Origin of the sequence: Kitasatospora herbaricolor (genome assembly GCF_030813695.1) — a bacterium.
GTDB classification, from domain to species: domain Bacteria; phylum Actinomycetota; class Actinomycetes; order Streptomycetales; family Streptomycetaceae; genus Kitasatospora; species Kitasatospora herbaricolor.
Genome location: NZ_JAUSVA010000002.1, coordinates 3361908 through 3382285 on the forward strand (window position 1 = coordinate 3361908; position 20378 = coordinate 3382285).

The 20378-nt window shown below is 73.1% G+C and carries 20 protein-coding genes and 1 tRNA gene; 10 read left to right on the top strand and 11 right to left on the bottom strand.

Annotation, left to right across the window (positions count from 1 at the left end; genetic code table 11):
• Positions 1 to 80: 80 nt before the first annotated feature.
• The 3 genes from J2S46_RS15025 to J2S46_RS15035 form a co-directional block, all read right to left on the bottom strand.
• A complete protein-coding gene (locus J2S46_RS15025) occupies positions 81 to 470 on the bottom strand; it encodes a DUF3291 domain-containing protein (protein ID WP_191290146.1) in 390 nt (129 codons plus the stop codon).
• 332 nt (positions 471 to 802) lie between these two features.
• Positions 803 to 2476 carry a glucose-6-phosphate isomerase gene (gene pgi, locus J2S46_RS15030; RefSeq protein ID WP_191290006.1) on the bottom strand — a complete coding sequence of 558 codons (1674 nt, stop codon included), beginning with the start codon at positions 2474 to 2476 and terminating at the stop codon, positions 803 to 805.
• A gap of 256 nt (positions 2477 to 2732) precedes the next feature.
• A complete protein-coding gene (locus J2S46_RS15035) occupies positions 2733 to 4316 on the bottom strand; it encodes a Na+/H+ antiporter (protein WP_191290007.1) in 1584 nt (527 codons plus the stop codon).
• A gap of 186 nt (positions 4317 to 4502) precedes the next feature.
• On the opposite strand from J2S46_RS15035, the gene J2S46_RS15040 reads away from it, so the two are divergent.
• Positions 4503 to 5411 (top strand): NADP-dependent oxidoreductase, encoded by a 909-nt coding sequence (locus J2S46_RS15040; RefSeq protein ID WP_191290008.1) that lies wholly within the window; start codon positions 4503 to 4505, stop codon positions 5409 to 5411.
• Between the two features lie 69 nt (positions 5412 to 5480).
• A tRNA-Lys gene (locus J2S46_RS15045) sits at positions 5481 to 5554 on the top strand.
• A 106-nt stretch (positions 5555 to 5660) separates the two neighbouring features.
• Here the strand turns inward: J2S46_RS15045 and J2S46_RS15050 are convergent.
• Together J2S46_RS15050 and J2S46_RS15055 are read right to left on the bottom strand one after the other, a co-directional pair.
• Entirely contained in the window at positions 5661 to 6305 is a 645-nt protein-coding gene (locus J2S46_RS15050; protein WP_191290009.1) for a DsbA family oxidoreductase, read from the bottom strand.
• A 72-nt stretch (positions 6306 to 6377) separates the two neighbouring features.
• Positions 6378 to 7991 carry an acyl-CoA carboxylase subunit beta gene (locus tag J2S46_RS15055; RefSeq protein WP_191290010.1) on the bottom strand — a complete coding sequence of 538 codons (1614 nt, stop codon included), beginning with the start codon at positions 7989 to 7991 and terminating at the stop codon, positions 6378 to 6380.
• 179 nt (positions 7992 to 8170) lie between these two features.
• Here J2S46_RS15055 and J2S46_RS15060 point away from each other — a divergent pair, with 179 nt between their 5' ends.
• Positions 8171 to 8683 carry a flavin reductase family protein gene (locus J2S46_RS15060; protein WP_190211412.1) on the top strand — a complete coding sequence of 171 codons (513 nt, stop codon included), beginning with the start codon at positions 8171 to 8173 and terminating at the stop codon, positions 8681 to 8683.
• A 115-nt stretch (positions 8684 to 8798) separates the two neighbouring features.
• Here J2S46_RS15060 and J2S46_RS15065 read toward each other — a convergent pair whose 3' ends face one another.
• Positions 8799 to 9716 (bottom strand): MBL fold metallo-hydrolase, encoded by a 918-nt coding sequence (locus J2S46_RS15065; protein WP_191290011.1) that lies wholly within the window; start codon positions 9714 to 9716, stop codon positions 8799 to 8801.
• 212 nt (positions 9717 to 9928) lie between these two features.
• On the opposite strand from J2S46_RS15065, the gene J2S46_RS15070 reads away from it, so the two are divergent.
• Positions 9929 to 10534, top strand: a complete 606-nt coding sequence (locus J2S46_RS15070) for a response regulator transcription factor (protein ID WP_191290012.1) — start codon at positions 9929 to 9931, stop codon at positions 10532 to 10534.
• A 171-nt stretch (positions 10535 to 10705) separates the two neighbouring features.
• Positions 10706 to 11515, top strand: coding sequence for an AfsR/SARP family transcriptional regulator (locus tag J2S46_RS15075; RefSeq protein ID WP_191290013.1), 810 nt, complete (start codon positions 10706 to 10708; stop codon positions 11513 to 11515).
• Positions 11516 to 11901: 386 nt separating this feature from the next.
• Here J2S46_RS15075 and J2S46_RS15080 read toward each other — a convergent pair whose 3' ends face one another.
• A complete protein-coding gene (locus J2S46_RS15080) occupies positions 11902 to 12330 on the bottom strand; it encodes a nuclear transport factor 2 family protein (protein WP_191290014.1) in 429 nt (142 codons plus the stop codon).
• A gap of 184 nt (positions 12331 to 12514) precedes the next feature.
• Here J2S46_RS15080 and fabG point away from each other — a divergent pair, with 184 nt between their 5' ends.
• The 4 genes from fabG to J2S46_RS15100 are packed head-to-tail and all read left to right on the top strand — an operon-like array spanning position 12515 to position 15992.
• A complete protein-coding gene (gene fabG / locus J2S46_RS15085) occupies positions 12515 to 13300 on the top strand; it encodes a 3-oxoacyl-ACP reductase FabG (RefSeq protein ID WP_191290015.1) in 786 nt (261 codons plus the stop codon).
• Complete coding sequence (locus tag J2S46_RS15090; RefSeq protein WP_191290016.1) at positions 13300 to 14037, top strand: SDR family NAD(P)-dependent oxidoreductase; 738 nt, start codon at positions 13300 to 13302, stop codon at positions 14035 to 14037. Before fabG ends, J2S46_RS15090 begins: the two co-directional genes overlap by 1 nt.
• A 25-nt stretch (positions 14038 to 14062) precedes the next feature.
• Positions 14063 to 15097, top strand: a complete 1035-nt coding sequence (locus J2S46_RS15095; RefSeq protein WP_191290017.1) for an LLM class flavin-dependent oxidoreductase — start codon at positions 14063 to 14065, stop codon at positions 15095 to 15097.
• 52 nt (positions 15098 to 15149) lie between these two features.
• Positions 15150 to 15992 (top strand): DUF6081 family protein, encoded by an 843-nt coding sequence (locus tag J2S46_RS15100; protein WP_191290018.1) that lies wholly within the window; start codon positions 15150 to 15152, stop codon positions 15990 to 15992.
• Between the two features lie 84 nt (positions 15993 to 16076).
• On the opposite strand, the gene J2S46_RS15105 is transcribed toward J2S46_RS15100, so the two are convergent.
• On the bottom strand, positions 16077 to 16490 hold the full coding sequence (locus J2S46_RS15105) for a PPOX class F420-dependent oxidoreductase (RefSeq protein WP_191290019.1): 414 nt from the start codon (positions 16488 to 16490) through the stop codon (positions 16077 to 16079).
• A 132-nt stretch (positions 16491 to 16622) separates the two neighbouring features.
• Positions 16623 to 17555: an NmrA/HSCARG family protein gene (locus J2S46_RS15110; protein WP_191290020.1), complete on the bottom strand. Its 933-nt coding sequence runs from the start codon at positions 17553 to 17555 to the stop codon at positions 16623 to 16625.
• Positions 17556 to 17746: 191 nt separating this feature from the next.
• Between J2S46_RS15110 and J2S46_RS15115 the strand changes: the two genes are divergently transcribed.
• Positions 17747 to 18868 (top strand): acyl-CoA dehydrogenase family protein, encoded by a 1122-nt coding sequence (locus J2S46_RS15115; protein WP_191290021.1) that lies wholly within the window; start codon positions 17747 to 17749, stop codon positions 18866 to 18868.
• Positions 18869 to 18980: 112 nt separating this feature from the next.
• On the opposite strand, the gene J2S46_RS15120 is transcribed toward J2S46_RS15115, so the two are convergent.
• Positions 18981 to 19931 (bottom strand): aromatase/cyclase, encoded by a 951-nt coding sequence (locus J2S46_RS15120; protein WP_191290022.1) that lies wholly within the window; start codon positions 19929 to 19931, stop codon positions 18981 to 18983.
• A gap of 171 nt (positions 19932 to 20102) precedes the next feature.
• Positions 20103 to 20360, bottom strand: a complete 258-nt coding sequence (locus J2S46_RS15125) for an acyl carrier protein (protein ID WP_191290023.1) — start codon at positions 20358 to 20360, stop codon at positions 20103 to 20105.
• Positions 20361 to 20378 lie beyond the last annotated feature (18 nt).

Sequence of the window (20378 nt, forward strand, 5' to 3'; positions counted from 1 at the left end):
CAGACAGCCGAGAGGCCCTTCGCGAGAGCGAAGGGCCTCTCGGCGCTTCCGGACCCCTCCGAGGAGCCGCCGCCGGAGCGTCAGGCCTGCTCCGCGAGACGGCGCCTGGCCTCGGCCCAGCTGATCGGGAGCTCCTCGACCGACCCCTCCCAGAAGGTGAAGGACGAGTCCTTCATGACCGGCCGCAGCGAGGTCATGATCGAGTAGTGCGGTTCGGCCCGGACGTAGGCGTTCAGGGTGTCACGGTCCTCCCAGGCCGAGAGGGTCCAGAAGGTCCTGCGGAGCGGCTCCGCGACCAACGAGGCCCCGACGGCGCCGGGAGCCCGGCGGACCTGTCGCCAGGCGGACATCGCCTTCAGGAAGAACCGGGGCACGTCGCGCAGGGTGCGGACCTCCAGGCGGGAGGCCATCACCAGCACCCGCACGCCGGGCCGGGGCGGGTTCGGGGTGATCCAGGGGAGGGTGGGCACGGTCATCACAGCCTTTCGCCGGCAGGGGCCGGAACCTGCCTCAATAATAGACACTGATGCTATCCGGTATCCATAGTTTTTCGACGCTGCTCCCCCAGTCGCCGCTTTCCGCCCCGGCGGCCCCAACGGCCCCGGCCTCGACGGCACGGGTCCGGCCACGCCCCCGAAAGCCCCGCCCGCGCACCGGGCGCACCGCGCGCCCCCGCGTCTCCCGGCCCCGGACAGCGAGCGTCTCCCAGCCCCGGACAGCGAGGAGGGCCCCCGCCGAAGCGGGAGCCCTCCTCACGTCCTCGCCCCCGTCGGCCCGCCGGCGGGAGGCACCACCCTGCGGGTCAGCGGCCGCGCAGCGCGCGGTAGCGCGCGACCAGCTCGGCGGTGGAGCTGTCCAGCGCCTCGGTGCCCTCACCGGTGAGCAGCACCGGCTCGATCCGCTTGGCGAGCACCTTGCCCAGCTCGACGCCCCACTGGTCGAAGGAGTCGATGTTCCAGATCGCGCCCTGGACGAACACCTTGTGCTCGTACAGCGCGACCAGCTGGCCGAGCACCGACGGGGTCAGCGAGCCGGCCAGGACGGTGGTGGTCGGGTGATTGCCCTTGAAGGTCTTGTGCGGCACCAGCTCGGCCGGCACGCCCTCGGCCGCGACCTCCTCCGGCGTCTTGCCGAAGGCCAGCGCCTGGGTCTGCGCGAAGAAGTTGGCGAGCAGCAGGTCGTGCTGGGCGACCAGGCCCGGCAGCAGGTCGGCGACCGGCTCGGCGAAGCCGATGAAGTCGGCCGGGATCACCTTGGTGCCCTGGTGCAGCAGCTGGTAGTAGGCGTGCTGGCCGTTGGTGCCGGGGGTGCCCCAGACCACCGGGCCGGTCTGCCAGCCGACGGGGTTGCCGTCCCGGTCGACCGACTTGCCGTTGGACTCCATGTCCAGCTGCTGCAGGTAGGCGGTGAACTTCGACAGGTAGTGCGAGTACGGCAGCACCGCGTGGGCCTGGGCGTCGAAGAAGGCGCCGTACCAGACACCGAGCAGGCCGAGCAGCAGCGGGACGTTCTGCTCCGGCGGGGCGGTGCGGAAGTGCTCGTCGACCAGGTGGAAGCCGTCGAGCATCTCGCGGAACTGCTCCGGCCCGATCGCGATCATCAGCGAGAGGCCGATCGCGGAGTCGTAGGAGTAGCGGCCGCCGACCCAGTCCCAGAACTCGAACATGTTGGCCACGTCGATGCCGAAGTCCGCCACGCCCTCGGCGTTGGTGGAGAGCGCGACGAAGTGCTTGGCCACCGCGTCGGTGCCGGCCCGCAGCTCGGTGAGCAGCCAGTCCCGCGCGGAGGTGGCGTTGGTGATGGTCTCGATGGTGGTGAAGGTCTTGGAGGCGACGATGAACAGCGTCTCGGCGGCGTCCAGGTCGCGGACCGCCTCGTGCAGGTCGGCGCCGTCCACGTTGGAGACGAAGCGGACGTCCAGGTCGCGGGCGGTGTAGGAGCGCAGCACCTCGTACGCCATCGCCGGGCCGAGGTCGGAGCCGCCGATGCCGATGTTGACGACGGTGCGGATCCGCCTGCCGGTGTGGCCGGTCCACTCGCCGGAGCGGACCTTCTCGGCGAAGACGCCCATCTTGTCCAGGACGGCGTGCACGGCGGGCACCACGTTCTCGCCGTCCACCTCGATCACGGCGTCGCGCGGGGCGCGCAGCGCGGTGTGCAGGACGGCGCGGTCCTCGGTGGTGTTGATCTTCTCGCCGCGGAACATCGCGTCGCGCAGACCGGCCACGTCGGTGGCCTCGGCGAGGGCGCGCAGCAGGTCGAGCGTGCGGTCCGTCACCAGGTGCTTGGCGTAGTCGACATGCAGGTCGCCGACCTGCAGGGTGTAGCGGCGGCCCCGCTCGGGGTCGGCGGCGAACAGTTCGCGCAGGTGCAGCTCGCCGAGCTCCGACCGGTGCTTGCCGAGCGCGGCCCACTCGGGGGTGCGGTCCAGCGGGGTGCGGCCGTTGGCCCCCGGGCGGGCGTCCAGTTCCGACATCGGAATGCTCCTCGATTGATCTGGGTGCAGATACCGGCAGAGCCCAGCGGGAGGGTGGTTGCGCGAGGTCCGGCGGTACGAGTGGTGCGCCGACTCCGTTGACGGGCTGCCCGGGCGACAGCCTATGCAACGTCACGGGGCGCCGCGTACATTGCCTCGTTCCCGGACGCCGAGTCTCCGCCGCGCACCGGGACGTCACCGGCGCGTCACCGCCAGGCCGCCGCCGGGCCGCCGGGAAGTGGCCCGCCGCCGGCGGTCAGGTGCGTTCGGAGCGCAGGTCCAGCCCGCGCAGCACCTGGTCGACGAGTTCGGGGTCGGCGCCGGGCTCGCTGCGGGCGACGATCATCTCCCGGCGGGAGGCGGCGATCATCTCCTGTTCCACGGTGTGCGCCTCGCGCCACTGGGAGGCCCGCTGGCGGGCCTCGGCGGCCTCCTCGGCCGCGTACTTCTCGGGGCAGAGCCGGGCCAGCCGGGAGTGCTGGCGGTCGCGCAGCCGGTCGACCAGTTCGACCGAGAGGTCCTCCTGCTCCTCCAGCTCGACGAGCCGGTCCAGGCCGGCCTTGGCGGCCCGCCACCAGAGTTCGCGGACGGCCTGCTCGTGGGCGTCGTGGTCGGCGTCCAGGTGCAGCAGCCGGACCAGCATCGGCAGCGAGAGGCCCTGGACCAGCAGGGTGAAGAGCACCACGCCGAAGGCGATGAAGACCAGCCGGCCGCGCTGGGGGAAGGCCTCGCCGGAGTGCACGGTGAGCGGGACGGCCAGGGCCAGCGCGACGGTCGCCACGCCCCGCATCCCGGACCACCAGAGCACCACGCTCTCCTGCCAGCTGATCGGGGTGTCCTCGCCGTCGTCTGCGCCCAGCCGCTTGGAGAGCCAGCCGGCCGGGAGCAGCCAGAGCAGCCGGACCAGGACGACCACGGCGATCACGGTGGCGGCGTCGCCGAGCATGCTGGTCCAGCCGGTGCCGGCCTCCTTCATGACGGTGGCCAGTTCCAGGCCGATCAGACCGAAGGCGAAGCCGGTGATCAGGATCTCGACGATCTCCCAGAAGGCGTTGCCGACCAGCCGGTAGGCGACCTCGTCGGCGTCGGCGGCGCGTTCGGCCAGGTAGAGGGCGCAGATCACGACGGCGAGCACGCCGGAGCCGTGGATCTCCTCGGCCAGGGCGTACGCGGCGAAGGGCACCAGCAGGTTGAGGGCGACCTGTTGGGTCGGGTCCTCCAGGATCCCGGCGAGCTTGCTGTTGACCCAGCCGAGGCCGATGCCGACGACGACGGCGACCACCGCGGACAGCACGAAGCGCAGCACCGCGTGCTCGGCCGAGAAGTCGCCGCTGACCACCGCCTCGATGGCCAGCGAGTAGATCACGATGGCGGTGACGTCGTTGAACAGGCCCTCGCTCTCCAGCACGGAGACCAGCCGGCGCGGGAGCCCCACCGCGCCGGCCACGGCGACGGCGGCCACCGGGTCCGGCGGGCTGACCAGCGCGCCGACGGCGATGGCGGCGCCCATCGGCAGGGCGGGCAGCAGCCAGTGGACGGTGCCGGCGACGGCGACGGTGGTGACCACCACCAGGGCGACCGCGAGCAGCAGGATCGAGCGGACGTTGGCCCGGAAGTAGCGGACCGAGGAGCGCCGGGCGACCGCGAAGATCAGCGGCGGCAGGACCAGCGGCAGGATCAGCTCGGGGTCGATGGCGATGTCGGGGATCTGCGGCACCAGCGCCATGCCCAGCCCGAGCAGGGTCATCAGGACGGGCTGCGGGACCCCGGTGCGGCGGGCCAGCGGGATGGTGACCACCGAGGCGAGCAGCACCAGGAAGAACAGGGGCAGCTGGCCCACGGGGAGGTGTCCTCTCGGCGTCCGGGCGCCGGGAGCCGTCGCCCCGGCGGGGTGACCCCCGGCCCCGCGTCAGGATAAATCCGACAATGCGTTCAATCCTTGCCCGACACGCCGCCGGGCACTTGACCTCAAGGGCGCTTCAACTTCCATGATGGTGCCGAGACCTGACGACAGGAGAGGCACCCCATGAAGGCAGTGACCGTCCCCGAGTTCGGCGGCCCCGAGGTGCTGCGGGTCGCCGAGGTGCCGGACCCGGTGCCCGGACCGGGCGAAGTGCGGGTCCAGGTCTACGCGGCCGGCCTGCAGCCGGCCGACCTCGCCGTGCGCGGCGGCTGGACCCCGCCCGGCGCCCAGGTCGAACTGCCGGTCGTCCTCGGCAACGAGTTCGCCGGCGTGGTCGACCGGCTCGGGGCGGGCAGCTCCGGCTGGGAGGTCGGCGACGAGGTGCTCGGCTTCCGGCTGCTCGGCAGCCACGCCGAGTACGTCACGGTGGACAGCTCCCAGCTGGTCGCCAAGCCGGCCGGGATGCCCTGGGAGCACGCCGGCTCGCTCTCGGCCTCCGGCCAGACCGCCCACGTCGCCCTCGGCGGGCTGAAGGTCGGCGCCGGCGACACCGTCCTGGTGCACGGCGCGGCCGGCGGGGTCGGCACCGTCGCCGTCCAGCTCGCCCGCGCCTGGGGCGCCACCGTGATCGGCACCGCCAGCGAGCGCAACCACGCCTACCTGCGCGAGCTGGGGGCCGTCCCGGTGACGTACGGCCCGGGGCTCGCCGACCGGGTCCGGGCGCTCGCCCCGCAGGGGGTGGACGCGGCCCTGGACGCGGCCGGGCACGGCGCCCTGGACGCCTCCGTCGAGCTGGTCGCCGACCGGGCCCGGATCGGTACCATCACGGACTTCCAGGGCGCCCAGCGGCTGGGCGTCCAGTTCCTGCGGGGCCCCCGTTCGGCGGCCCGGCTGGCCGAGCTGACCGACCTCTGGGCGGCCGGCGGGCTGCGCCTGGAGATCGCCGAGACCTTCCCGCTGGAGCGTGCCGCCGAGGCCCACCGGCTGGTCGCCGGCGGCCACGTCCGGGGCAAGGTCGTGCTCACCCCCTGACCGGCCGGCCCGCTCCGAACCGATTGGCGGATTCCCCTGCTGACCAGGTAATGTTCTCCGCGTCAGCAGGCGCCGCTAGCTCAGTTGGTTAGAGCAGCTGACTCTTAATCAGCGGGTCCGGGGTTCGAGTCCCTGGCGGCGCACAGACGGACCGAGGGCCTCCCGCGACGGCGGGAGGCCCTCGGTCGTTCCGCGACGTCCTTCCGCGAGCCCTTCCAGGGGCCCGGGCGGCCGCCGCCGGTCCGCCGGTCAGACCCGCGCGGAGTCCGCCTCCCAGGCGTCGGTGAGCAGCGCCAGCAGTTCGTCGGTGTCCAGTGCGCCGGAGACCGCCGGGCGCCCGTCCAGCACGAAGGACGGCACGGCGGTCACCCCCACCACCGCGGCCCGCGCCTCCTGCGCCCTGACCTCGGCGGTCCGGGCGTCCCCGGCGAGCAGCTCCGCCACCGGGCCGGCCGGCAGCCCGGCGTCGGCCGCCAGCGCGGCCAGCACCGCGTGGTCGGCGATGTTGAGCAGCTCCGAGTGGTACGCGCGGAACAGCCGGTCGGCCATCGCCTGACCGGCCCCGAGGTCGGAGGCCAGCCCGAGCAGCCGGTGCGCGTCGAAGGAGTTCACCGGCCGGACCTCGCCCGGCCGCAGGTCGATGCCCGCCTCCCGGCCGAGGCCGCGGATCCGGCCGAAGATCGTGGTGACCTGCTCGGGCGGCAGCCCGCGCCGGCCCATCAGGTCGGTGAGGGTGACCCCCGGCACCGTGGGCGCGTCGGTGCGCAGCTCGAAGGCGCGCCAGACGGTTTCCACCTGGTCCGCGTGCGGGAACCGCTCCAGCGCGGCGGCCCACCTGCGGGATCCGAGGTAGCACCACGGGCAGACCACGTCGGACCAGATCTCGACCTTCACTTGATTCCCCTTCGCTGTGAGACACCTGGTCCGACTATTCACCTTGAAGCGGACTTGAGGTCAAGTCCGCCGTCACTGCGGCGGGTTGCCGTGCTTGCGGCTCGGCAGCGGGGCGTCCTTGGCGCGCAGCATGGCCAGGGCGCCGATCAGCCGGGACCTGGTCTCCGCCGGGTCGATCACGTCGTCGACCAGGCCGCGTTCGGCGGCGTAGTACGGGTGCATCAGCTCGCTCCGGTACTCCTTGACCAGCCGCTCGCGGGCCGCGGCCGGGTCGTCCGCGGCGGCGATCTCGCGCCGGAACACCACGTTGGCGGCGCCCTCCGCGCCCATCACCGCGATCTCGTTCACCGGCCAGGCCAGCGACAGGTCGGCGCCGATCGAGCGGGAGTCCATCACGATGTAGGCGCCGCCGTACGCCTTGCGCAGGATCACCTGGATCCGCGGCACGGTGGCGTTGCAGTACGCGTACAGCAGCTTGGCGCCGTGCCGGATGATCCCGCCGTGCTCCTGGTCGACGCCGGGCAGGAAGCCGGGGACGTCGACCAGGGTGACCAGCGGGATGTTGAAGGCGTCGCACATCTGGACGAACCGGGCGGCCTTCTCCGAGGCGTGGATGTCCAGCACCCCGGCCAGCACCGCGGGCTGGTTGGCGACGATGCCCACCACCCGGCCGTCCAGCCGGGCCAGCGCGCAGACCACGTTCTGCGCCCAGGCCTCGTGCACCTGGAGGAACTCGCCTTCGTCGACGATCTCCTCGATCACCCGGCGGATGTCGTAGGAACGGCTCGGGTCGGCCGGGACGATGTCCAGCAGCGCCTCGACCCGCCGCCCCGCCGGATCCGCCGTGGGCTCGGCCGGCGGCAGCTCCCGGTTGTTGGACGGCAGCATCGACAGCAGGTAGCGCACCTCCTCCAGGCAGGTCCGCTCGTCGTCGTAGGCGAACGCGGCCACCCCGGAGGTGGAGGCGTGGGCGTCCGCGCCGCCGAGCGCGTCCTGGGTGATCACCTCCCCGGTCACCGCCTGCACCACGTCCGGGCCGGTGATGAACATCTGCGAGGTGCCGCGCACCATGAAGACGAAGTCGGTCAGCGCCGGCGAGTAGGCGGCCCCGCCCGCGCAGGGCCCGAGCATCACCGAGATCTGCGGGATCACCCCGGAGTTGCGGACGTTGCGCCGGAAGATGCCGCCGTAGCCGGCGAGCGCCGTGACGCCCTCCTGGATCCGGGCGCCCGCGCCGTCGCAGAGCCCGATCAGGGGCGCGCCCGCGGCCGCCGCGAGGTCCATGATCTTGTGGATCTTCTCGGCGTGGGCCTCGCCCAGCGCGCCGCCGAAGATCCGGAAGTCGTGCGCGTAGACGAACACCGTCCGCCCGTGCACGGTGCCCCAGCCGGTGACCACGCCGTCGGTGTGCACCCGCTTGTGCTCCAGGCCGAAGCCGGTGGCCCGGTGCCGTCGCAGCGCCTCCACCTCGGTGAACGACCCCTCGTCGAAGAGCAGCGCGATCCGCTCACGGACCGTCAGCTTGCCCTTGGCGTGCTGGGTCGCGGTGGCGCGCTCACCCGGCCCCTCCTGCACCAGGCGGTGGAGGCCGGCCAGCGCGGCCACCCGGTCCCGCAGTTCGTCGGGGACCGGCTCGACGGGCGGCAGGACGTCTTCGCGCAGGGGCCGTTCCTCGACGATGCTCATGGCTGCCCTTCCTCGGAGTGCTCGGCCGTACCGAGCGAGCGTCCGCGACCCGGCTCAAGCCGGGCTCGAAACCTCCTGGACACGGGGCCTCCAGCACCGGTCCACCGGGGTTCCAGCCGGCTCCGGCAGCCTCCTGATGAACCCAGGAACCAGTACCGGAACGGTGGCGGTGAAGCGGAATGGCAGTGGACTCGGGCAGCTTTCGTGAACTGTTCGGCTCTTTCCCGACGGCCGTCTCGATCGTCACGGCGTTGGGCCCCGACGGGGAGCCGCGCGGATTCACCTGCAACGCGATGTCCGCCGTCTCGGCCGACCCGCCCCTGCTGCTGGTCTGCGTGGACCTGCGCTCGCAGACACTGGAGGCGATGAGCACCTCGAAGTCCTTCGTCGTCAACGTGCTCGCGGACGGCGGGCAGGACGCGGCGCTCGTGTTCGCGAGCCGCTCCGACGGCAAGTTCGCCGAGGTCGACTGGCAGCCCTCGAAGGTGGCGGGCGGCGCCCCCGTGCTCCGCTCGCTCGCGCTGGCGTACGCGGAGTGCAACGTGGTGCAGACGGTGGAGGCGGGTGACCACGTGGTCTTCTTCGCGCGGGTGGACGGGGTCGAGGTGCTCCGGCGCCCGCCCATGCTGTACCACCGGGGCGCCTTCTCCGCCTGGGAGGGCTCCGGCGCGTTCGCCGCGCCCGCGCGCTGAGCGACGCCGCACCGGAGCGTGCCGAGCCGAACCGGGCGAGCCCTCGTACCGGCGCCCGGCGGGAGCGGCACGCCCCCCGGCGCCGACACCCCGCGGGTGGCGGCGCCGGACCGGGTCAGGCGTGGCAGGCCGGCAGCCGGCCGTGGAACTCGATCATCTCCGCGAACAGGGCGCCGATGTCCAGCGGGTCGCCGGGCGCGGCGCCGAGCTCCTCGGCGTACGCCCGGTGCAGGTTGGGCACCAGCCGCTCCGGGTCGAGGAGTCCGGCGAACTCGCCGAGTTCGCACCCGCGGGCCGTCTCCACCGGCTTGAGACCGGCCGCGATCCCCTCCCGGGCCAGGTCGCGCACCCAGCACAGGTAGCGCTCCGCGGTGTCGAGCACCTCCGCCCCGGCGACCGGGCCGTGCCCGGTGACGACGGTGCGCGCACCCAGTGCGCGCAACTCCCCTATCGCGTCCAGCGAACCCGAGAGCGAGCCCATCGGGCAGAACGGTGTGACCCCGGACATCACCAGGTCGCCGGTGAAGAGCACGCTCTGCTCGGGCAGCCAGACCACGGTGTCGTTGGTGGTGTGCGCCGGGCCCAGGTGGATCAGTTCCGCCCGTACGCTGCCGACGTGCAGGGTCATCCGGTCGGCGAAGGTGACGGTGGGCAGGACCAGTTCGAGGTCGCCCCAGCAGACGTCGGGCCACAGGGTGGTCAGGTGCAGGTCCGCCTGGGCCATCTCGGTGCGCAGCCGCTCGTGACCGATCACCACGGCCTCCGGGAAGACGAAGTTCCCGAAGGTGTGGTCGCCGTGGAAGTGGGTGTTGACCACCGCCCGGGGTGCGGCCGGCGCCACGGACAGCGCGGCCTCGCGCAGCCGCCGGGCCCGGCCCTCGGTGGCGGCGGTGTCCACCAGCGCGCTCTGTCCGTCCGACGTGATGACACCTGCGTTGTTCAGGCACCACCCGCCGTCCGGCTGGACATAGGCGAAAATCCCGTCGGCGATCTCCTCGATACTGCCGTCGGTGGATTGCTTTGACCCGGACATGGTCGCTCCCTGTGGTTTTGCGATCACTTTTCCTCGATGATCGGCGATCCCACTGGAGACTTGCTCGAAGGGCGCCCCAGGACGATTACCCGACGACTGTTGATTACGTGGCCGCAACACAATCGTGCATGCCGGCAAAGCCCGGGCTCAGTAGTATCGACCCAGGGGTGCGGCACGAGCAAGATCATGCTGCCACGCAACGGGGGGAAATCGTGATACGTGTCGTGGTGGCCGAAGACCTCCACATGATCCGGGGCGCCCTGGTGGCCCTGCTGGAACTCGAACAGGACCTGCGGGTCGTCGCCGACGTCGGGTGCGACGACGCGATGGCCGCGGCGCTCGAACACCATCCGGAGGTGGCGGTGATCGCGGTCGGCGAACAGAGATCGCAGGGCATCAGCACCGCGGTCCGGCTCAAGGAGGAACTGCCCTCCTGCAAGACCCTGATCCTCACCAACCTCTACCACCCCGCGGTGGCACGCGAGGCACTCGCGGCACAGGTGGGAGGCTATCTGCTCAAGGACGCGCCGCCGATGGAACTGGCCCGCGCGGTCCGCCGGGTGGCGGCCGGGCACCGCGTGGTCGACCCCCATCTGGCGCGCGTCGCGCGGGACCGGCGGTGCCCGGCGCTGACCCCGCGGGAGATCGACGTGCTGCGGCTCGCCGCGGACGGCGCCGAGATCGCCGAGATCGCCGCCCGGGTCCACCTGTCCGTGGGTACCATACGCAACTACCTGACCTCCACGGTGACCAAACTCAACGCGCGGAACCGGCTGGACGCGGTCAGGATTGCCCGCGAGGCGGGCTGGCTGATCTGATCCGGATATCCGGAACCATTGATTCCGGATATCCGCGTGACGTGAAGCACATTGCCGTTCGCCCGTCAAACCTCCGGGCCCTTTCTCGTGAAATCCTCACTTGTCAGGAAAGGGACCTTGCTGCCATCCTCGAAGCAGAGTAGCAACCGACCACAAACCGGGGGATCCACTGTGGAAATAGCAGTTCTGGGGCCACTCTCCATCAGAAATAACGGCGTCTCGGTGGTTCCGAGCGCCGGAAAACCCCGCCAGATTCTGGCACTCCTCGCCCTGCGCGCGGGACGCGTCGTCCCGGTGGCCACCCTCATGGAGGAAGCCTGGGGCGACGACATCCCGCGGAGTGCGGCCACCACCCTGCAGACGTACATTCTTCAACTTCGCAAGAAGATCACCGGTGTGCTCGGCGCCGACTCGGGGGAGTCGGCGAAGGACGTGCTGGCGACCTCGCTCGGCGGCTACCAGCTGCGGGCGAGCCGGGACCGGAGCGACCTCGCCGAGTTCGGCCGGCTGGCCAACCAGGGCGCGGCCGACCTGGAGGCCGGCAACGACCGGCAGGCCTCGGACCAGCTGCGCCGGGCACTCGCCCTGTGGCGCGGCCCCGCCCTGGTGGACGTCCCGGTCGGACGCATCCTCAGCATGGAGGTGCTGGGGATGGACGAGGCGAGGATGCAGGTCCTGGAACACCGGATCGAGGCGGACCTGCGCCTCGGCATGCACACCGTCCTGCTCGGCGAGCTGCGGATGCTCGTCGCCCAGCACCCCATGCACGAGAACCTGTGCGCCCAGCTGATGCTGGCGCTCTACCGCTCGGGCAGCCCCTGGCGCGCGCTGGAGGTGTTCCGCCAGCTGCGGGCCACCCTGCGGGAGGAGCTCGGCGTGGAGCCCTCCCCCAGGCTGCAGCGGCTGCACCGGGCCGTCCTGGCCAACGACCCCGCCCTCGACCTGCCCGGCCAGAGCCTGCTCCGGCAACTCGCCAGCTGACCGGTCGCCGGCTCCCCGGTGCCGGGGCAACCTGCCCCCGGCACCGGGGAGCCGGCCGGACCGGCGGCGCGGACCGTACCGAATCGCGACGGGAAGGAACCGGGGCGGCGGCCGAAGGGCCGTCGCCCCGCCGCGCTGCCCGGCCCCGCCGCCCTGCCCCCGGCCCCGCCGCCGACCGCACGTCCTTCGGCCCGGATCCGTCACCGCACCGCCGGCGTCCGTCCGCCCGGGGCCGGCGCACCGGACGGACGGACCAGCGGACGGACGGACCAGCGGACGGACGGAGCGCCGCGTACCGTGCCCCCGGACGGACGGAGGACGGCGCGGACCGTGCAGCCGCGGACCGACCACCACGGAGGGCCGGCCGGGCCTGGCGCCGGGCGGTTTCAGAACATCTGGTCGTGGGTCACGAGCCGAGAGCGGAGCAGCACCCCCTCGCCGTCCACCTCCAGGACGTCGTGCACGACACAGCTGGGGGCGATCTCCGGCTTGCCGCCCGGCCGGACGGTCACCACCAGGGCGTAGACCGTGGACCGGAGCGACCCGTCGGCCTGCGGCTCCAGGGCGACGTGGTTGAACCAGTGCCGGCGCTGCACCGGGTCGCCGTCGAAGCGCTTGTGGAACTCCACCAGCTCGTGGACGATCCCGGCCCGCCCGACCGCCGGCTGGGCGCCCGGCGAGTGCTGGAAGCTGCCGTCGGGAGTGAAGGTCGCGGCGTACTCCTCGAACCGGCCTCCGTCCAGGGCCTGCATCTGGTGGGCGTAGAAGTGCTGGACCTGCGCGTACAGGTCGGTGCGCACGGGCGCGGTGGTCATCGGGCCTCCAGGGAAGACGGGTGGTCACGTTCACGGTGACCGGGCCCGCTCGAACGAGGCTTGAGAACGGGTCCTGGCACTCTCCGGCCTGCGCTCCATCAGGTTTCCACTCCGCCTCTAGCCACCGCGGCCATGCTCGCCGCGGGCCCGACGACGACGTGCGGACGACAGCACTGGAGGAAGCATGACTGTGGCAGCGAAGCCGGTGGCACTGGTGACCGGCGCGACCAGCGGCATCGGCCTGGAGATCGCGACCCGGCTCGCCGGGCTCGGCGCCCGCGTGTACATCTGCGCACGCCGCGAGGAGGAGCTCAGCGCGACGATCAAGCAGCTCACCGAGCAGGGCCTGGAGGTCGACGGCTCGGTCTGCGACGTGGCGGACCACGCGCAGATCAAGAGCTACGTGGCCGCCGCGGTGGAACGCTTCGGGCCGGTCGACATCCTGGTGAACAACGCCGGCCGCAGCGGGGGCGGCGCCACCGCCGAGATCCCCGACGAGCTCTGGCTGGACGTCATCAACACCAACCTGAACAGCGTCTTCCTGATGACGAAGGAGGTGCTCAACGCCGGCGGCATGCTGGCCAAGGAGCGCGGCCGGATCATCAGCATCGCGTCCACCGGCGGCAAGCAGGGCGTGGTGCACGCCGCCCCCTACTCGGCGTCCAAGCACGGCGTGGTCGGCTTCACCAAGGCCCTCGGCCTGGAGCTCGCCCGGACCGGCATCACCGTGAACGCGGTCTGCCCGGGCTTCGTGGAGACGCCGATGGCCGAGCGGGTGCGCGAGCACTACGCGGCGATCTGGGGCGTGACCGAGGAGGAGACCCACGACCGGATCACCACCCGGGTGCCGCTCGGCCGTTACGTGGAGGTCCGCGAGGTCGCCGCGATGGTCGAGTACCTGGTGAGCGACGACGCCGCCGCGGTCACCGCGCAGGCGCTCAACGTCTGCGGCGGCCTGGGGAACTACTGATGGGCACCCCGCGCGTCGCCGTCGTCACCGGCTCCTCGTCCGGGATCGGCCGGGCCGTCGTGGAGCGCTTCGCCGCCGAGGGGATCCGGACGGTGGTGAACTCGGCGCACTCGGTGGAGGCCGGCGAGAAGCTCGCCGCCTCGCTCCCGGACGCCCTGTACGTCCGGGCCGACGTCTCCGACGAGGAGCAGGCCCGGCAGCTGATCGCCACCACCGTGGAGCACTACGGGCGCCTCGACATCCTGGTGAACAACGCCGGACGGACCAGGCCGATCCCGCACGCCGACCTCGCGGCGGCCGGCCCCGAGGTGTGGCGGGAGATCTTCGACCTGAACATCCTCGGCACCTGGCAGACCACCGTCGCGGCCGTCCCGCACCTGCGGGCCACCGGCTCCGGGGCCGTCGTCAACATCTCCTCGGTGGCCGGCAGCCGGCCCGCCGGCAGCTCCATCCCGTACGCCGTGTCCAAGGCCGCCATCGAGCACATGACACGACTGCTGGCGAACACCCTCGGGCCGGAGATCCGGGTGAACGCGGTGGCCCCCGGCCTGGTCGAGACGCCCTGGACGGCCGGCAGCGACTTCTTCGCCACCATCGCCGAACGGGTCAGGGAGAGCACCCCGCTGCGCCGGGTGGGGCAGCCCGAGGACGTGGCCCAGGCGGTGCTCGGGCTGGTGGCGGCCACCTACTCGACCGGCCAGGTCCTGCTGGTCGACGGCGGCGCCCACCTCATCTGATCAACCGTCACATCTGGGAGAACCCGTGCGACTTGGCGCAAATCTCGTCTACCAGGGCGTCGGGGCGCTGGCGCGGGCCGCCGAAAGCCTCGACTACGACGTGGTACTCGCCCCCGAGGGCTACCGCTCGGACGCCGCCAGCGTGCTCGGCCTGGTCGCCGGGCAGACCGAACGGATCGGTCTGGCCTCCGGCGTGATGCAGATCCCGGCCCGCCCGCCGGGCCTGGCCGCCCTCACCGCGGCGACCCTGGACTCGCTGAGCGGCGGCCGGTTCCGGCTCGGCCTCGGCGTCTCCAACCCCGGCGTCTCGCAGGGCTGGTACGGGGTGGACTTCGCCCGCCCGCTGAGCCGCACCCGCGAGTACGTGGAGATCGTCCGCAAGGCCGTGGCCGGCGGTCCGGTCAGCCACCGGGGCGAGCACTTCACGCTGCCCGGACCCGGCGGCGAGGACGCCCCGCTGCACCTGTTCACCGAGCTGGCGCGCCCCCGGATCCCGGTCTACCTGGCGGCCGTCGGCCCGCGCAGCCTGCGGCTGGCCGGGGAGATCGCGGACGGCTGGATCGGGGTGTTCACCTCCCCGGAGGCGGTCGCCGAGTCGGTCGGCGAGATCCGGGCCGGCCGGGAGCTGGCCGGCCTCGACATGACCGGCTTCGACGTCCTGCCGAGCCTGCCCACCGCGGTGGCCGAGGACCTCGGCAGCGCCCTCGACCTGCTGCGCCCGCACTACGTCTACATGCTCGGGATCGGCGACCCGGCGCAGAACTTCTACTGCGCGATGGCCCGCGAGATGGGCCACGAGAAGGAGATCGCCCTGTTCCACGAGCGGCTGGCGGCGGGCGACCGGGCCGGCGCGGGCGCCGCGATCCCGGCCGACTTCATCGACCGCACCTCGCTGGCCGGTCCCGTCCCCCGGATCGCCGACCGGATGCGGGCCTTCGCCGAGGCCGGCGTCACGACCCTGGGCGTGATGGTCTCCGCCGCGGCCACCGACCACGAGGGCCGGCTGACCATCCTGCGCCGCGCCGCCGAGGCCCTGGACCTCGCGGGCGTCGCGAGCTGACCGCAGGCCCGCCCCCACCCACCCACGCCACCTACCGAAAGGCAGCACACTCATGACCGCCCAGGACGTACCCGCGGGAGCCGCCGGGACCGAACGGCTGATCTTCGAGGACGACTTCACCGCCGGCCTCGACCACGAGGGGCCGCAGGCCCGCTGGCAGCTGCGCCCCGGCGCGGGCCGCCCCGAGGGGGACGGCGTCGTCTCCTCCTCGCCGGCCGGGCTGGTGGTGACCCCCACCTCCACCGAGCCCACCACCGGCCTGCCGGCCTTCGCCCTGGACGGCGGCCCCGGCCACCTGCGCTGGGTCTCCTTCGCCAACCGCACCTCGGTCGGCGGCACGCTCGGCTTCGACGTGCCCGGGAAGGGCCGGCTGACCGCCGAACTGCAGCTCTCCGCCGAGCTGTTCAACACCGCCCTGCACCCGTACGGGGACGAGGTCCAGGACCCGGACACCACCCTGCGCTGCGGGATGGGCGCGATGGTCTGCGTGGACCTGGAGAGCGGCATCGTCTTCGACTTCGCGCTCACCAACAAGGTCGTCTGGGCCCTGTACGAGCGGCTGCCCCGGCCGGGCGCCGCGCACGGCGTCTTCTCGTACGCCGTACCGGTGGCCGAGCGGACGCCCGGGCAGCAGCACCGCTTCGCGATCTCGGTGGACGCCGGCGCGGGCCGCACCACCTGGTCGGTGGACGGCACCGAGGCCTTCACCGTCGACCGGATCGGTCGCCGGCTGGCCGACGACACCTACCTCGCGCGCTCCACCGAGGGGCCGGACGAGGACGTGGAACCGCGTCAGTTCTCCTTCGGCTTCGGCATGTTCGCCGACCCGGTGTGGGGCCAGGGCGTCCGGCTGCGGGTCCGGCGGGCGGCCGTACGGGTCTCGGCCACCGACTGAGCTCCGCAGGAACGGGCCGGTGACGACGGCGGGGGAGGAACCGGACGCCCGGATCCTCCCCCGCCGTCGTCACCGGCCGGCGGCTCAGACCCGCCCGCTCTCCCCGACCGTCCGGGCCTGGATGCCGGACACCTCCGGGTCCAGGCCCCAGGAGAGCACCCGGCGGGGGTGGATGCGGATCATCTCGCCGCTGAAGTACCCGGTGGACTCGGCGTCCCGCAGCGCCTCGGCGCGACCCCGGATCTCCACCGCGCGGACCCGCCACGGCTGGAACGAGGCGATGTCGTCGACGATGAACGACACCTTGGGATTCGCCTCGACGTTGTGGAACTTGCGGCTGTCGCCGAGCGCGCGACCGCCGATGTCGATGGTGCCGGTCTCCGGGTTGTACCGGAACGCGACCGGACTGTTCTGCGGCGTCCCGTCGGGCGCGACGGTGGCCAGCCGGCCCAACCGCTGGCCGGCCAGATAGGCGAGCTCGACCTCGGTGAATGCCATGTCCTGCTCCTCAAGATGCTTGTGCCGCAACGACGCAGGGCGTGGAGCCGCCCCCAGCAGACTAACGAGCGCAGGCCCCCGCTGTGGCGGCACGCGCCACAGCGGGGGCCTGGCCCCGGGCCGCCCGGCGGGCTACCCGGCCGCCTTCGGCACGCCCGCGGCGGCCGGCGCGACATGGTGCTCGGCGGGGGCCCAGCCCGTCCTGGCCAGCCACCCCTCCAGGGTGAGCAGGCCGGGGTGGCGGCGCCGCAGGTCGGCGATGTCGGCGTGGTAGCCGATCCGGTTCAGCCAGTCGTAGGCGGTGGCCTGCCACTCGCTGGTTGCCCGCAGCTCCGCCATCGGGACGGCGTCGTAGCGGGTGGTGATGCCGGTGTGCTTCTGGAAGGCGGCCGCGATCTGGTCGCCCGTCAGCTCGTCGCCGGCGATCTCCAGCTTGGCGCCGACGAACCGCTCCGGGTCGGCGAACACCTCGGCGGCGAAGAAGCCGATGTCCTCGCTGGCGATCATCTGGAGCGACTTGCCGGGCTCCAGGCCGCGGCGGTAGACCAGTTCGCCGTCCTCCAGCAGCGGCGGGTACTGGTTGAGGTTGTCCATGAAGTAGGTCGGCCGCAGGAAGGTGGCGGGCAGTCCGCGCTCGCGCACCCGCTCCTCGATGCGGAGCTTGGCCTCCCGCCAGAACACCCCGGCCGGCTCCTCCGCGCCGCCCACCGAGCTGTGCACGTAGTGCGCGACCCCGGTCTCGGCCGCGATGTCGGCGAGCAGCAGACCGTGCCGCTCCTCGGCCGGCACGCCGCCCGGGCCGAGCGGGGTCTGCACGCTGAAGACGCCGTGCGCGCCGCGCATCGCCGCGCGGACCGAGTCCGCGTCCTCCAGGTCGCCCCGGACCAGGGTGGCCCCGGCCGCGCTCAGTTCCCGGGCCCGTGGGGCCTGCGGGTCCCGGACGAAGGCGTGCACGGCCGTCCCCCGGGCCAGCAGGTGGCGTGCGGTGGTACCGCCCTGGTTGCCGGTCGCGCCCAGGACGAGGACCCACCGGCCCTCGTCGGTTTCCGTGGTCGGTGCTGACACGGTCTGCTCCCCAATCTCACGCCTGCTGGTCGTTGCGGCCCACGGTCGCAGGGGAGGCTCTAGCCTCACTCGAATCCCGCCGGGCGGACGCCCGCGCGACGGGTCCGGCGGGCCTCCAGCGCCGGTCGAGCGACGCCGGGGAGCCTGGTTCGTCAGCGTAGGGGCACCCCGGATTCAAGGAGTTGGACAGGATGGCGAACAGCGTGACGAGCGGCCCGGACCTCGTCGAGGCGGCCGCCGACGTGGCGAAGACCGCGGCGGAACTGGCCGGCGAGGCGGAGCGCGACCGCCGGCTCGACGCCCGGGTGGTGCGCGCGGTGCTGGACGCGGGGTTCGCGCGCCACTTCGTGCCGGCCCGGTGGGGCGGCACGGCGGGCACCTTCACGGCCGTGACCGAGGCGGTGGCGACGGTCGGCCAGGGCTGCACCTCGGCGGCCTGGGCCGCCTCCCTGACCGCCAGCCTCGGCCGGATGGCCGCCTACCTGCCCGCGGCGGGGCAGCAGGAGCTCTGGCAGGACGGCCCGGACCCGCTGATCGTGGGCGCGCTGATGCCGCTCGGCAAGGCCGAGCCGGACGCCGACGGCTGGCGGATATCCGGCCGCTGGCCGTACGTCAGCGTGATCGAGTACTCGGACTGGGCGCTGGTCTGCGCCGTCACCACCGACGAGGCGCGCCAGGCCCGGTTCTTCGCCGTCCCGCGGGCCTCGTACCGGATCGTCGAGACCTGGGAGAGCGTCGGCATGCGCGGCACCGGCAGCAACACGCTGGTGATCGAGGACGTGCTGGTGCCCGCCGCCCGCTCGTTCGGCCGGGACGCCGTCACCGGCGGCGCGGCCGGGGATGCGGAGGCGGCCTGCCACCGGGTGCCGCTCAAGGCCGTGAACGGGCTCTGCTTCGCCACCCCGGTGCTCGGCGCCGCCCGCGGCGCGCTGGACGCCTGGACCGACGAGACCGCCCTGCGGGCCGCCGGGGCGCCCGGCGGGATCCCGGCCGCCTCCGCCGCCGTGCTGGCCCGCGCCGCGGGCGAGATCGACGCGGCCGGCCTGCTGCTGGACCGCGCCGCCCGGGCCGCCGACCAGGAGCGCGTCACCGCCCTGGACGTGGCCCGCAGCACCCGTGACTGCGCCCTGGCGGCCGACCTGGCCCTGGCCGCCGTCAACCGCCTGTTCCGGGCCGGCGGCACCCGGGCCCAGCAGGACTCCTCGGCCCTGCAGCGCCACTGGCGGGACGCCAACTCGGCGGCCAGCCATATCGTGCTGCAGTTCGACCCGGCCGCGAAGGCGTACGCGGACGAGGTATTCGCCCTGCGCTGATCCGCCCGCCGGTGACCGCCGGCCCGTTCGGCCGCCGGTCGGTACCGGGCCGGGCACGCGAGAGGGGCCCGACGGCAGCGCTGCCGTCGGGCCCCTCGCCTGTCCGCCGCGCTCAGAGCGCTTCGGCCCGCGCGGCGTGCTCCATCGTGGTGAGGCTGTTGCGGCCCAGCGCGTCCCGGACGTAGGCCCGGGCGTCGGCCAGGGTGGCGTCGGCGCCGAGCACCCCGGTGACGGCCGAGGGGTCGATCGCCACCGTGTGCCGGGCGTGGGCCACCGGCCCGTCCGGCCCGTCGGTGAAGGTCCACAGGCCGCTGTGGCCGAGCAGGAGCCGGGGCGTGAGCTGCTGCTTGTAGGCGATCCACTCCGGGGCGCGGCAGACCCGCACCGAGCGGGTGGTGTGCGCCGAGCCGTCCGCGGTGACGGTGTCCATCTCCAGTTCCTGGATGCCCGGCACGGTCTCGGTGAGGCCGACCCGCCCGACGTGCGGCAGCCGCTCGGCCCAGAGGTCGGCGCGGTTCACGAACTCGTAGGCGCCCTTGGCCGAACCCTGCAGCGGAAGGGTGTCGGTGAAGGAGAAGACCACGTCCTCCACCGGGTGCCCCAACTCGGCGATCCGGCCGAGCGCGGCGAGCTCCTGCGGGCTGTTGCGGTCCAGCGCCGCGTTGATCCACTCGACCGTGTCCGGGTCGTCGTCGGCCGGGGTGAACAGGTGCACCAGCACGATCTCGGTCCGGCCGCCGGGGAGTTCGTTGAAGATCCACTCGCCGCCCATCGAGCCGATCCGGCCCCGGCTGCGCTCCTGGCGGAAGGTGACGTGCAGGCGCTCCGGGTCGAGGGTGCGGCGGGAGGTCCAGTTCGACACCTCGCCGTTCACCAGGGCCCAGATCTCGAAGCGCTCGGTGCCCTCGCCGCGCTCCAGGTGCTGGACGTGGACGCTCGGGCCGAAGACGGCCGGCCAGAGGGTGACGTCCGCGACCAGGCCGTAGAGCGCCCGCGCCGGCGCGGCCACGACCAGGGTGTGTTCGGTGCGGTGTTCGATCGGGTGCTGCCGGGGTTCGGTCATGACGGTGCGCTCTCCTCGGTACGGATGTCCTACGGGCGTCCCGGGTGCGGGTGTCCCGCCCTCCGGCCGGCCGGACGGCGGGCCGGTACGGCGCCCACGGGGCCCGCACCCCGCGGCGGGCGCGGGGTGCGGGCGGCGTGGGCGCCACGGCGTGCGGTCGGGCCGGTGCGGTCAGGCGGCCGCGGTCACCATGCTGTTGACCACGGCGAGCACCGTGCGCGGGGTGGCCGCGTCGCTGACCGCCTCGTCCGGGAGCACCACGCCGTACTCCTGGGTGATCCGGGCGGCGCTCTCCATCAGGGCCAGCGAGTCGTAGCCCAGCTCCTGGAAGGTGCTGTCCTCGATCTCCCCGCTGAGGTCGATGCCGTCGTCCTCGCCCGCGCAGGCGACCAGAATCCGCCGCAGGTCGTCGATCTCCATCGTTGCCATGTCTGTCCCCTCGTCCTG

Excerpts from the sequence above, each read along its gene's own strand:
- pgi (WP_191290006.1), bottom strand. The coding sequence starts at position 2,476 with ATGTCGGAACTGGACGCCCGCCCGGGGGCCAACGGCCGCACCCCGCTG.
- J2S46_RS15040 (WP_191290008.1), top strand. The coding sequence starts at position 4,503 with ATGAAGGCAGTGACCGTCCCCGAGTTCGGCGGCCCCGAGGTGCTGCGG.
- J2S46_RS15055 (WP_191290010.1), bottom strand. The coding sequence starts at position 7,991 with ATGAGCATCGTCGAGGAACGGCCCCTGCGCGAAGACGTCCTGCCGCCC.
- J2S46_RS15060 (WP_190211412.1), top strand. The coding sequence starts at position 8,171 with ATGGCAGTGGACTCGGGCAGCTTTCGTGAACTGTTCGGCTCTTTCCCG.
- J2S46_RS15065 (WP_191290011.1), bottom strand. The coding sequence starts at position 9,716 with ATGTCCGGGTCAAAGCAATCCACCGACGGCAGTATCGAGGAGATCGCC.
- J2S46_RS15080 (WP_191290014.1), bottom strand. The coding sequence starts at position 12,330 with ATGACCACCGCGCCCGTGCGCACCGACCTGTACGCGCAGGTCCAGCAC.
- fabG (WP_191290015.1), top strand. The coding sequence starts at position 12,515 with ATGACTGTGGCAGCGAAGCCGGTGGCACTGGTGACCGGCGCGACCAGC.
- J2S46_RS15090 (WP_191290016.1), top strand. The coding sequence starts at position 13,300 with ATGGGCACCCCGCGCGTCGCCGTCGTCACCGGCTCCTCGTCCGGGATC.
- J2S46_RS15100 (WP_191290018.1), top strand. The coding sequence starts at position 15,150 with ATGACCGCCCAGGACGTACCCGCGGGAGCCGCCGGGACCGAACGGCTG.
- J2S46_RS15105 (WP_191290019.1), bottom strand. The coding sequence starts at position 16,490 with ATGGCATTCACCGAGGTCGAGCTCGCCTATCTGGCCGGCCAGCGGTTG.
- J2S46_RS15115 (WP_191290021.1), top strand. The coding sequence starts at position 17,747 with ATGGCGAACAGCGTGACGAGCGGCCCGGACCTCGTCGAGGCGGCCGCC.
- J2S46_RS15120 (WP_191290022.1), bottom strand. The coding sequence starts at position 19,931 with ATGACCGAACCCCGGCAGCACCCGATCGAACACCGCACCGAACACACC.
- J2S46_RS15125 (WP_191290023.1), bottom strand. The coding sequence starts at position 20,360 with ATGGCAACGATGGAGATCGACGACCTGCGGCGGATTCTGGTCGCCTGC.